Annotated in this window: 12 protein-coding genes; 8 read left to right on the top strand and 4 right to left on the bottom strand. The window is 61.4% G+C overall.

Features of this window, described 5'->3' with window-relative positions; translation table 11 throughout:
* Nucleotides 1–116 precede the first annotated feature (116 nt).
* From G9463_RS00060 to G9463_RS00040, 5 genes are all read left to right on the top strand, one after another.
* Nucleotides 117–605 (top strand): COX15/CtaA family protein, encoded by a 489-nt coding sequence (locus G9463_RS00060; RefSeq protein ID WP_004957792.1) that lies wholly within the window; start codon nucleotides 117–119, stop codon nucleotides 603–605.
* A gap of 64 nt (nucleotides 606–669) precedes the next feature.
* Entirely contained in the window at nucleotides 670–1,470 is an 801-nt protein-coding gene (locus tag G9463_RS00055; protein WP_004957786.1) for a basic amino acid ABC transporter substrate-binding protein, read from the top strand.
* A 3-nt stretch (nucleotides 1,471–1,473) separates the two neighbouring features.
* Nucleotides 1,474–2,154, top strand: coding sequence for an amino acid ABC transporter permease (locus G9463_RS00050; RefSeq protein ID WP_011223817.1), 681 nt, complete (start codon nucleotides 1,474–1,476; stop codon nucleotides 2,152–2,154).
* Nucleotides 2,151–2,903: an amino acid ABC transporter ATP-binding protein gene (locus tag G9463_RS00045; protein WP_007188855.1), complete on the top strand. Its 753-nt coding sequence runs from the start codon at nucleotides 2,151–2,153 to the stop codon at nucleotides 2,901–2,903. Before G9463_RS00050 ends, G9463_RS00045 begins: the two co-directional genes overlap by 4 nt.
* A gap of 3 nt (nucleotides 2,904–2,906) precedes the next feature.
* Nucleotides 2,907–3,887, top strand: a complete 981-nt coding sequence (locus tag G9463_RS00040; protein ID WP_165895633.1) for an amino acid ABC transporter permease — start codon at nucleotides 2,907–2,909, stop codon at nucleotides 3,885–3,887.
* On the opposite strand, the gene G9463_RS00035 is transcribed toward G9463_RS00040, so the two are convergent.
* Nucleotides 3,888–5,414 (bottom strand): replication factor C large subunit, encoded by a 1,527-nt coding sequence (locus G9463_RS00035; RefSeq protein WP_004957773.1) that lies wholly within the window; start codon nucleotides 5,412–5,414, stop codon nucleotides 3,888–3,890.
* Between the two features lie 98 nt (nucleotides 5,415–5,512).
* Here G9463_RS00035 and G9463_RS00030 point away from each other — a divergent pair, with 98 nt between their 5' ends.
* The gene (locus G9463_RS00030) at nucleotides 5,513–6,061 is read left to right on the top strand and encodes a type IV pilin (RefSeq protein ID WP_082229891.1); all 549 of its coding nucleotides are present in this window, start codon (nucleotides 5,513–5,515) and stop codon (nucleotides 6,059–6,061) included.
* A 52-nt stretch (nucleotides 6,062–6,113) separates the two neighbouring features.
* Nucleotides 6,114–6,821: a helix-turn-helix domain-containing protein gene (locus G9463_RS00025; protein WP_004957768.1), complete on the top strand. Its 708-nt coding sequence runs from the start codon at nucleotides 6,114–6,116 to the stop codon at nucleotides 6,819–6,821.
* 498 nt (nucleotides 6,822–7,319) lie between these two features.
* Here G9463_RS00025 and hmgB read toward each other — a convergent pair whose 3' ends face one another.
* Together hmgB and G9463_RS00015 are read right to left on the bottom strand one after the other, a co-directional pair.
* Complete coding sequence (gene hmgB, locus G9463_RS00020; protein ID WP_007188858.1) at nucleotides 7,320–8,657, bottom strand: hydroxymethylglutaryl-CoA synthase; 1,338 nt, start codon at nucleotides 8,655–8,657, stop codon at nucleotides 7,320–7,322.
* A 98-nt stretch (nucleotides 8,658–8,755) separates the two neighbouring features.
* A complete protein-coding gene (locus G9463_RS00015) occupies nucleotides 8,756–9,439 on the bottom strand; it encodes a hypothetical protein (protein WP_121303493.1) in 684 nt (227 codons plus the stop codon).
* A 181-nt stretch (nucleotides 9,440–9,620) separates the two neighbouring features.
* Here G9463_RS00015 and G9463_RS00010 point away from each other — a divergent pair, with 181 nt between their 5' ends.
* Entirely contained in the window at nucleotides 9,621–10,370 is a 750-nt protein-coding gene (locus G9463_RS00010) for a CAP domain-containing protein (protein ID WP_165895632.1), read from the top strand.
* 34 nt (nucleotides 10,371–10,404) lie between these two features.
* Here G9463_RS00010 and G9463_RS00005 read toward each other — a convergent pair.
* On the bottom strand, nucleotides 10,405–11,925 hold a 1,521-nt coding region (locus tag G9463_RS00005; RefSeq protein WP_165895631.1), incomplete at its 5' end, for an Ig-like domain-containing protein.

Genomic DNA, 11,925 nt, shown 5'->3' with positions numbered 1-11,925 from the left:
TTCCATTCCAACACACCTGTAGATAAAGATGACTCCGGGAGTATCAGCAAAGATAATTCTACTCGTGGGTAGAGCGGGAAAAGAGAGCATAAGTACGTGCAACCGAAGTGCTAGATATGACCACCCGTTTCCGCCGACTGGTGGCGACGACGACGGTGCTGACGTTCGCACTCATCCTGCTCGGCGTGTACACCGGCGCTATTGGTGCCGGGCTGACCTGTGAGGCACGCTGGCCGTTCTGTGACGGCTGGATGGGGCTGTTCCCCGCAAACTGGGCGAGTTTCGTCGAGTGGTTCCACCGTTTAGTCGCAATGGTTACCGGTTTCGGCATTCTCGGTTCGACGGTCGCCGCGTGGCGTGGTGAGTACAGCCGGCGGATCAAGCTCGCAACAGGCGTCGCCACGGTCGTGCTTCCGATGCAGATTCTCCTCGGCGCAAACACCATCTTCAACTTCGGTGCCACGGCGCAGGTGCTCCACCACGGTGCTGCACAGCTCATCTTCGGCGCGATGGTCGCGGCGACGGCGTGGGCCTACACCGATACGGCGGAGTCGCCGTCGGTGCAATCGGCCGATACCCAGCACACAGCACGCGCTGACGATTGAATACGAGTACCACCCCCGTGGTTAACACGTAAGATATATTCCGGTCTGTCGTGTGGTGAGGACTATGTCAGACGACGGCCTTTCACGACGCCAGTATCTCTCCACGGTCGGTGGAACCGCAGTAACCGTCTCACTTGCCGGCTGTTTCGGCGGCGGTGGCGGTAACGGCGGCGACGGCAGTACCGAAATCACTGCCGGAACTGCACCGGGGTTCCCCCCGTTCGAGATGAAGCAGGACGGCGAACTCGTCGGATTCGACATCGACCTGCTCGAAGCGGTCATCGACGAGACCGACTACACCCTGGCCGGCTGGGAAGAGTTCGAGTTCAAGTCCCTGATTCCGGCGCTGACGAACGAGAACATCGACGTAGTCGCCGCAGGGATGACGATCAACGACGAGCGCGACGAGACCATCGACTTCACTGACCCGTACTACAGCTCGAATCAGGCGATTGTCGTCCGCGAGGACGGCGACTTCTCGCCGGCGTCCCTGTCGGACCTCTCCGGACGCCCTATCGGCGCACAGAAGGGGACAACTGGCGAGACGACGGTACAGGACGAACTCATCTCGCCGGGGAACCTTGATGAGTCGAACTACAACTCCTATGGCAACTACGTGCTGGCTGTCGAGGACCTCCAGAACGGCAACATCGACGCCGTCGTCATCGACGAGCCGGTCGCACAGACATTCGCCGCCCAGCGCCCGGTCACCATCGCCTTCACCTACGAGACGGGCGAGAACTTCGGCTTTGGCGTCCGCGATGGCGACGACGAGTTCACGCAGGCACTCAACGACGGCCTGTCCACCGTCAGGGATGGCAGCACCTACCAGGACCTGACGAACAAGTGGTTCGGCCAGCAGTAACCGATGCCACCCCTCCCGTTGCAGAGTGACTGGGCGTTCGTCATCGGGAACCTCGACCTGCTACTCGTCGGCACGGGTGTCACGGTCGCCCTGACAGCGACGAGCATCCTGCTTGGCTTTCTGCTCGGGTTTCCGGCGGGAGCCGTTGAGGTCTACGGGCGCGGCCCGCTCAAACGCGCCGTCGAGACGGCCGGCGTCGTCCTCCGCGGGACGCCGCTGCTCGTCATCATCATCCTGCTGTTCTTCGGCCTCTCGGTGTCGAGTAGCGCCTTCGTGACGGCGACTATCGCGCTCGGCCTCCGGAGCGCCGCCTATCAGTCACAGATATTCCGTGGCGCGCTCCAGAGCGTCGACGAGGGACAGCTGGAAGCCGCTCGTGCCGTCGGCATGGGCCGGCTTCAGGCGATCCGCAGCGTTGTTGTCCCGCAGGCGCTCCGCCGAAGCGTGCCCGGCTTCCAGAACGAGTTCACGATCGTCCTGAAAGACACGAGTATCGCCATCGTCATCGGCCTCGGCGAACTGCTGACCATCGGCCAGAACCTCTACCAGGGCGGCCAGAGCACGGCCGCGCTTGAGATTTTCCTGACTGTGAGCCTCATCTACTTCGTTCTCACGTTCGTGACGAACCGTTCGCTCGACTACGTCGACGACCACTTCAGCATTCCCGGTGGTGAGCGAGCGTGAGCGACCCGCTGCTGGAACTCGACGACGTGTACAAGTCATACGGTGAAGAGCAGGTGCTCTCCGGCGTCAGTTTCGAGATGGACGCCGGGGACGTGGACGTGGTTATCGGCCCCAGCGGGAGCGGCAAGTCAACGATGCTGCGCTGTGTGAACCGCCTCACCGAGATCAACGGCGGCGACATCTACCTCGACGGCGACTGTGTTACCGACGCCGACACCGACGTGAACGAACTCCGAAAACAGGTCGGGATGGTGTTCCAGGATTTCAACCTCTTTGCCCATCTCACGGCACTCGGAAACATCACGCTCGGCCTGCGGAAAGTCCGTGGCATGGACAAAGCGGCGGCACAGGAGAAGGGGTACGAACACCTCGAACAGGTCGGGCTTCTGGACCAGGCTGACTCTTACCCCGCCGAACTCTCGGGCGGCCAGAAACAGCGGGTCGGTATCGCTCGCGCGCTCGCCATGGACCCGAAACTCCTCCTGTTCGACGAGCCGACCAGCGCGCTTGACCCCGAACTCGTCGGCGAGGTCGTCGAGGTGATGCGCGACCTCGCCGCCGAGGGCATCACGATGCTCGTGGTTAGCCACGAGATGGGGTTCGCGCGGTCGGCGGCATCGGACATCATTTTCCTCGACGATGGGCGTATCGTCGAACACGGCCCGCCGGAACAGCTGTTCGAGAACCCTCAGGCGGCCCGGACCGGGGAATTCCTCAGCCGCCTCGAGACGGCCCACGAGGAGGAGTGACCGATGGGGACGCCGGAGTCCACGACCGCCGGGCGAACGCTCCGTGCCCGTGCCGCCGGGCTGACCGACCAGCCGCTGACGCTGCTGACTGTCGGGGCCTTCTGGACGTGGCTCGTCGTGCGCTGGACGAACGACTTCCTGCTAGACGGCGCGCTCATCGAGCGCAACACGTCGTTCTTCCCGACTGCCCCATTCGAGGCGGCCGCGTCAACGATTGGCGGTCTCGCGGTGAGTCTCGGTCCGGTCGGGGTCCCCGTCGGCTGGGTCGCCGGCTTCTTCGAGTTTCTGGCGGCATCGATCCCGTACTTGCCGCCACTGGCGACCGGCGTGTGGGCGACCATACTGCTGACGCTGCTGGGTATCGCGCTCGGGTTCTTTATCGCCGTCCCACTCAGTGTGGCTCGGGTGTACGGCGGGACGCTCACCCGCTCGCTTGCACTGGGATACACCGAACTGTTCCGCGGGACGCCGCTGCTCGCCCAGTTATTCGTCCTCTACTTCGCGACGCCGCTGACGACGATTATCCGTGAACTGCCCACGGTCGGGGCTGGATTCATTCCCGCACAGGCGTTCTGGGTGGCCGTCATCGCGTTCACGCTTAACAGCGCCGCCTACCAGTCGGAGTACATTCGGTCAGCGCTGAACTCCGTCCCGGAAGGACAACTCACCGCCGCCCGTTCAATTGGGCTCTCGAAAGTCGATGGGATACGGCACGTGGTCCTGCCGCAGGGCCTGCGCTACGCGATTCCGGGCTGGTCGAACGAACTGGTGTACCTCATCAAGTACTCGTCGCTGGCGAGTTTCATCACCGTCCGCGAACTGTTCGAGCGAACCGACGCGATCGCTAGCGAGACCTACCGGTACACGGAACTGTTCGTCCTCGCCGGCCTGTTGTACCTTGCGCTTGTTATCTCGGCGTCACTGGTGATGGAATACGTCGAAGACCGGGTCGCGATTCCCGGTCTCGGCACGACCAGCCGATGACTACATAAAGTCAGAAAGACCGGACTGCTGGTCGTCGTCTTCGGCGGCTTCGCTCGCTGTTTCCGTCTCGTCGTCGGTAGTGGTGCCGTCACTGGTGGCGTCGGATTCAGCGCCATCGTCCGCCGCAAGGGTCACCTGCTGGTCACCGCTCTCCTCGCCAGCATCGGTATCTGGAGCATCGCCATCTGCATCGCTGTCCCCGTCGCCGCCGTTGGCACTCGCACCCTCGAAAACCCCGCCGGAGTGTTCGACGGCGGCTTCCTCCTTGAGTGCCTCTGCGTCGGCGACGATGTCCTGTACCTTGTTCGTGTCCTTGCCCGACCCGGTGACAAAAGAAACGTGCTCGGCCTCCATATCGTAGGTCGCTGCCATTGCCACCGTTAGCTCCCGGTTTCGGCAGTGGTGCGTCATCGTTGCGAGGAACGGCATGATCTCCCGGCGGGCGGTCCGCATCGAGACGCCATCGATAGCGGCTATCTGCTGGGCGACGTAGTCTCGTGTGTTCCGGGTCCCTTTCGACCGGCCGAGTTTCGACCAGTAGCTCGGCGGGCCGTAGCGGGTCCAGCCGCCCTTCGTTCCGTCTCGGGCCGCAGCGACGCCAGCGGTCATGTTGTCGCCAGCGTACCGCCAGAAGGAGTAGTTCTGCGTCTCGCGCACGCGGCCGAGCCATTGGTCAGCGTTCGAGAGGAACTCGTAGGCACGGACCAGTTCGGTCCCCTCGTAGTCCTTGGGCATATTGTCCTCGATCCAGTTGATGAGGTCGTCCGGCGTCTCGTCCACGTCGTAGCTGGCCTCAAGCGCGTCCTGCGCGCCGGCCTCCTTGAGCACCACGTCGAGGTACTCGAAGATGCCCTCTGTCGTATCCCGTTCGCCGGTCACCACGTCGTCGGCGGTCAGGCGCTCCGTCGTCTCGGCGATGGCCTGGAGGTCCTTGACCGCGCCCCGCAGGTCGCCGCTGTTTTGCTCGGCGAGTTCCTGTAGCGCGTCGGACTCGTACTCGACGCCTTCCTGGCGACAGAGGTCACGCAGGACGGGGACGATAGAGCGGGGCGAGACATCCCGGAACTCGATGTCCTGGCAGTTGTTCCGCAGGCCGTTTGACATCTCGTAGTACTCGTTGGCGATGAGAATCATCGGCTGGCTGGCCTCCTTCACGAGGGCCGTTATCGCTCGTGCGCCCCCGCGGTCGGCGTTGCCGTGGATGTTGTCCGCCTCGTCCATGATGACGAGGCGACGGCCACCACCGCCAGCGGTCAGCGTCCCGGATTTGGCGGCTTCGCCGGCCACCCGATTGATTACGTCCTTGGTCCGGGAGTCGCTGGCGTTGAGTTCGATGGTCGGCCACTCCATGTCGTTTGCCAGCGCGTGGGCGGCCGAGGTCTTCCCGATGCCCGGGGACCCATAGAGGATGACCGCCTCGCGGTGGTCGTCCCACGTCTCCGCCCACTTTTTGAGTGCGTCGCGGGCCTTGTCGTTGCCCCGCACCTCCGACAGCGTCGTCGGGCGGTACTTCTCCGTCCAATCCATTTGATTGTGGTTGGCGCGACCGGCGTTTAGTGATTGCGGAGCAGTACCGGTCTACTGCTGAGGTTTTTATCGGAAGCAACGGGCAGCGTGTTCCACCAGTGGCCGGACGAAACCTCTCTCGTGACCCTCGTGGCGTCAGTCCCGTCATCGGCGTGGTCCTCATGCTCTCGATTACTGTCTTTCTGGCCGCGGCAGTCGGCGGATTTGTGGTCACTGCGAGCAACGACCTGAACAAACGGACACCCACCATCGCCCGCTCAACCGGAGAGTTCGTGACTGGTCCATCGGGTGGATGCGGCGTCAACACGGTGTCGATTCGACACGCCGGCGGTGATCCGGTTCCGGCCGACGAACTGGAAGTCGCTGTTGCACTCCCCGACAGCGACGCTCGCATCGTCGACCTGCCAGTCTCCGGGACGGCGCTGGCAGCGAGCAACACTGACGACCCGGACAACCTCATCTACGACTACTGTGTCGGCGGTGTCATCGCCAATGGCGGTCAGCGGTGGTCAGCGGGCCGGGCCATCACGTTCCAGTTGAACGCCGGTGGCGGGACTGTCGGACCGGGCGACACCATCGAGGTACGCGTCGTTCACGTCCCCACAAACGGTGTCCTTGCTACGGTTGAACTGACCGCCCGCCGGTAAGCGCCCGTGGTTCCGATACCCTTTTATTCGCGACCCTCCAGCGTGTGAACTAATGGCAGGGGGCGCACGCGATGACCTCGCGGAAAAAATGGCGGGTGAGGTGGCACTGAGCGACGACCCAGGGGCGACCCTGCGGAAGTGGCGCACTGACTTCGACGTTGCACAGACCGAACTCGCCGACGAACTCGACGTATCCCCGTCCGTGGTCTCGGACTACGAGAGCGGCCGGCGTGACAACCCCGGTATCGGCGTGGTCCGACGACTCGTCGTCGCACTGCTTGATATCGACGAGAACCGCGGCGGTGACCACATCCGCCAGCACGCCCGCGTGCTCTCGGCCGGGTTCGACAGCGACGTGGTCCACGACCTCCGTGAATACTCCGCGAATGTGGGCGTCGAGCGCGTCTACGACGCCATCGACGCTGAAGAACTGTTCCGGGGCAGTCAAGACACCGTCGCCGGCCACACCGTTATCAACTCCATCGCCGCCATCACGCGCCTCTCCTCGGACGAGTTCTACCAGCTGTACGGCCAGTCGACGAACCGCGCGCTCGTGTTCACGAACGTGACCCGCGGCGAGTCCCCGCTGGTCGCGCTCCGGGTCGTCTCGCCGACGCCCAACGCGGTTATACTCCACGGGCTTGAGGACGAGGCTGTCTGGGAGCACGCACAGGACCTCGCCCGCATTGATGACTTTTCGCTTGCAATCACTGATATCGAACTGGAAGACCTGCTGGGCGGCCTGCGAGAGCTTCCCTGAGCGCGTCGGCTCTGGCCGTGCTGGTTCGCGCCTGTCGACACACATTCTGGAAAACGACTGTTGTCGTGAATGCGATCTCTCTGTTCACCACGCAGCGTGACAATTACTCTGTAGGGCTGTGAAGTTGTCAATGGGTACTACTTTGATATCGGGGGAGTCATGTCTGTGCATGGTGCAATTTGGCTTCCTTCTCGTATTGGCGCTCGCCAGTTTCGGATTTGTTGTTGCTGCCTCGTTTGTCGGTACGATGCTTGCGCTTCATTACTACGACAGTGGTGGGACTCTCTCTGTTTCTCTCGATAGCATCATCAGCCGCCTCAACAACGATACCCGATAGTAGGCTGCCAGATACTGTTCACCACGGCATCAATAGGACTCTGCGTATTCACGACACCTGACAGCGCGCTTTTTATTACTCCCTGCGGTCGTGCCCCTCGCTAGTCTCCACGGCCCCTCTCGCCGCTCCGATTCGAGGGCCGCGCTTCCTGCGCCCCTCGCTTACTCCACGTACCGATATTTCCGCTCACCCATCCGGCCCCAGCCGTCGAAGGCGAATTCCTTTTCGGGCGCGGTGAACTCCTCGACATCGGCCTCGGTATCGTGATTGTGGACGTCGTGGACCTGTTCGTACTCCGCAAAGGTGAGCTCGTGGCGGTTCTGGATCTGCTCGTCGATATCGAGCGCGCCGATCTCCTCCTCCCAGCCGGGGACAACGGTTTCAGCGTGGACTTCCGCCTGTGCGCCGGACCCGTAGGAGGCAACTAACAATTTCGCCTCGTCCAGATCCAGTCCGCTCTCGCGGGCGTGTTTCAGCCCAGAGGCACGGGCGATGTGGACAGAACCGGTGTACCAGTTCCCGACCTCTCGGGAAATTTCGAGCGTCGGCTCGATGGTATTGGCGTACCAGTCCTGATAGCGCTCGGTTTCGGTGAGTGCGTCCGTGTACTCCTTGATCGCCGCGTGGAACTCGTCGTCGGTCTCGAAGTCCGAACGCATGGGCTGGTGGCCGATTTCCTCGGCGAGCAGGTCGCCGACGTCTGTGCCGCGAACGATGTGTCGGTAGCCAAGCGCTGCGGCCTTCCGGACCATCCCCGGGAACGGCGTATGGAAGGGAATCATCTCGTAGTCGCCCGGGTGGATGTCGCCGGCTACCTCAGCGAAGTCCTCCAGCGCCTCGCGCATACGGGCGAGGTAGACGTTCACCGAGCGCTTTCCGTCGACGGACGGGAACTGCTGATTTGGTTTGAGGAAGTCGGTTTCGTCGGCGCTGCCGTACCCCTGTTCGGTCGAGAGTTCGACCAGATTGGGGTCTTCGTCGACGAGCATCGCCACCGCGCCGGCCCCCTGTGTGGCCTCGCCGGGGTCGTCGCGGGCATACAGTGCAGTGTCAGTTGCGATGACGAGTGCGGCCCGACCGCGGTTCCGTCCGGCGCGGATCCAGTTGTAGGCGTCGTCGAGGCTTTGTGTCCCGGAGATACAGGCGAACTTCCGTTCACCCTTGTTGGCGTGGTGGAAGTTTTCGTCGTACACCTGTTCGAGACAGCCTGCGATGTACGTCGAAACGGGCTTCGAGTTGTCGAAGGCGCTCTCGGTCGCCACATCGATACGGCCGATATCCTCGGGCGTCAGCCCCTTGCGCTCCATCAGACGATGGGCCGCGTTCGCCCCCATTGTGACAATATCCTCGTACACATCTGGGAACGATGATGCACGCAGGCCGAGCCCCTTCGTATACTTCCCCGGATCGTCCCCCTGAGCCGGCGCGAACGTCTCAGCGAGGTCGAGTTTGAGCTTTCCGGTCCAGATCTCCATGGCGTCGATACCGACTGCAGTCATGAGTCTAACGTCAGCGTGGATGTATATGGGCTTGTCGACTGGTATTTCGACGGTTGACTAGTATTGCGCCGATAGGACGCGAACCTGCTGTGAGACAGTTATCCGCTGGTTGCTGGTTCCGTGCTGAAAGCGAAATCGACGATGCATTCGCCTTCAAGAACGTCGTACGGCTCATCCGGTGACGGAACAGCACGCGACCAGTCGGTGTTGTTGACCACGAGCCGATACGTTCCCGGCCCGATGGTAATCTGGTTGTCGCGGATGTTCGTCTGATGAAACCGCGACACTTCACCGGCGTACCGGGCCCGGTAGCGGCTCTGGAACGCCCGATATTCTTCTTCGGTGAACAGAATGACATCCACGGCCGGGCCACGCCGAACGATGAGGTCGTAGGTGAGCGTTGTCTGGTCAGTCGCTTCGACCGTGTAGTCCTGGTATTCGTTTTCCTCCAGCCGGAACGACGTATCGACAGACCGGTGGTTCGGTTCGGGTGTCGGCGTCGGCGTCTCGGTTTCGACCTGGAGACGTGCCGACGTTTCCGTAGAGTTGTTCGTCTGCGACGCCTCGGCGCGCTGTGCTGTTGACGTGTTTGCCGGAGCAGCACTATTCGCCGCTGGCGTCGAAGCAGTCCCGACGCGATCAGTTGTAACAGTCTGCTGTGACGCTGCCGGCTCCGGGACGGGCGTCGTCTCGGACTCTTGATCAGGTCGACTCCCAAGACAGCCAGCGGAGAGCGCGGCGAGCACCGAGGCTCCGAAGCCGCGCCGCGACAGGTCACCCATACCTCAGGACACTCACCCACAGTAAAGATGTTTACGGGCGGGTTTTCGCCGCTGGTAATCGGAGCGTCGATACTGTCCAAACATATTTGTGGAGAGAGAGCCGAATCTACGCCGTTCGAGCCGGTTCCGAGATAACTGTATTGCAGATATCATTTCTCGGAACGGTACAGGAACGTATCATATGAACAGATCGGTCATCACATTTGGTTTGGTAGTTCTGGCGGCACTCAGTGTCTCGGGACTCACAGGAATAGCGGTCGAGGGGACGCTTGGTCCAGACGCGACCCAATCAGCGCCGACGGAGTCCACGGACGCGCCGCCGGCAGCGACTCCCCAGACGAGCAGTTCGCCGTCGGCGACGCCGAGTCGTGTCGGGGCTGCAAGCGCCATGACGCAGTCCGAAGAGCCCACTTCAACGCCGGATGCGGCACAGACCACATCAGCAGATACACAGACGCCCATCGATACAGACCGCCTCGAAAACCGGCTCATAGCGGCAATCAACAATCGACGTAGCAACCCGATTGCTAACGACGCCGTTGACGGCTCCCTCTCGGATGAGAGCAAAACCGGCCAGACGCTGTCAGCCATGGCCGGCAACCACAGTGAGCGAATGGCTGCACAGGGGTTGGCCTCCCCGATTGCGAACGGGTCAGACACGACAGACCGGTATGCGGCCGCCGGACTGTCCGAGCAGTGTCGCCTCCGCCACGAAGGCAATGCGTATATCCGCCCGGTGACCGACCTCGAACTGGTCACGAGCATCGACCCGAACGGGGCGAACGCGACCCGGACGGCGAACGCCGTCGCCGACCACTGGTTCGACCTCTCGGGCCCCCGTGACACACTGTACGTGGCGAATGCAAACCACATCGGCGTCGGCGCGGCGACTGCTGACGGTGTTGTCTATATTACCGTGAATCTCTGCTGAACTATAGCGGGGCTGGCTCACCCAGAACTGTTCATCAGGGGGTGCGACAGCGCAGTCCTCTCTCGTCTATCAGGTCTGCGTCGGCGGTCGTAATTGTCCCTTCACAGATGTGTGTGTTTCTGTTCGGGCTGCTGTCGACTATCGTTATTGTCACGTCTATCACCTTTCCGCCGTTGAAATTGCGGTCCATTCCCAAATCAAGCGCGTAATCGATCGACGACCCACTCGACGGGTTTCGGGTTTCAGAGTATTCGGTGTTCCCGTTAGATGGCACTGCAGTTAACTCTACGCTGTCGATACCCGATTTGTCTGCGATGCGGAAATTGAACTGGATTTCGTCGTTGTTGCCCCCGTTGTCGTTGTGTTTCACTGACCCAAAATCGGCTATCGGCGGTCTAATATCGGGGTCCGACTCGGTGTAGTTGCCGGTCACTGTGAATGCGGTGGCTCGCGTCTCGCCGCCCGGGAACGTGTACGTGATGGTCTGTGTGACGTTTTTACCGCTCATGTTGACTGCGTTGCTGGAACCGTCCGGTCTGAACTCATAGAGATACACAGTCCCATCGAACTGTCCAGATACCTCTGGGTTGCCGTCTTGCTCATCCCCACTAAAGTCTATATTTATGTCGGCCGGAATCTCAGCGCCGGGATTGTAGAAATCTGTATACCCATCGCTGATATCGCCGTCAATGTACAGCTCAGTACTCTCCGGCTGGTTGTTAGGCGTATCCTGGTCTGAGAGGCGGTCAACGTTTGCACTCTGGCTCGTCAAACTGATATCTGTAATCTCGACTTGCTGATCGTGCGTATTCGTGAACGTGTACTTGATTCCTCCGGGAATTTCATCACGATCATCGTTATCTAGTGCTAAGGCATTGTTGTTGTACGCTAGCCCAATCTCCTCGTTGTTACCGCTGTTCCCCCCATTCCCGGATCCGGCATTCACCTCTACACTGACGCTCACGTTCTCCGGCGTCTCCCCGTCGAAAGACGAGTCAAGGCCCTGTAAGCTGAAGTTCACCTGGTTCGTAGCGACCGGCGTGTTTGAATCGGCTTGATACTCAAACGTTACACGACCGTCACTGTCGGAGGACTCCGTTCCCGTCGTGAGCGACCCCGCACTGGCCGAGCCATTGACCGTGACACCGCTTACGGGGTTGTTATACGCGTCCCGGACCTCCAGCACGATCTCCTTGCTGTTACCTCTCGCGACAGTAATCTCCTCGCTGCCGACAGTCGTGAGGTACGCTTCACTTTCGTCGGTGTCGCCCGATCCGACGCCCGCTTTCGCCATCTTCAGGCGATACGTGGTGTCTCGTTCGAAAACGATAGTGATGTTATAGAGCGAGCCCGGTCCCTCGGCTCCGGTGACGCTTGCGACGTACTGTTCATTGCCCTTGTCGCCTGGATTCGAGTCGATTTCGTTGTCGAGAAGCGCTCTCCATTCCGACGCCGGAAGCCGAGAAAGGAACGATACCGAGACGTTCGATGTCGACGTCGTATTTGTTACGCGGACCGTCCGGGAGGACTGGGACTTTGGCTCTACGTCGACCGT

The sequence above is a fragment of the Haloarcula sp. JP-Z28 genome, assembly GCF_011440255.1.
Classification (GTDB): Archaea; Halobacteriota; Halobacteria; order Halobacteriales; family Haloarculaceae; genus Haloarcula; species Haloarcula marismortui.
The sequence above is the reverse complement of the archived record's forward strand: the minus strand, read 5'-3'. Positions and strand labels throughout refer to the sequence as shown.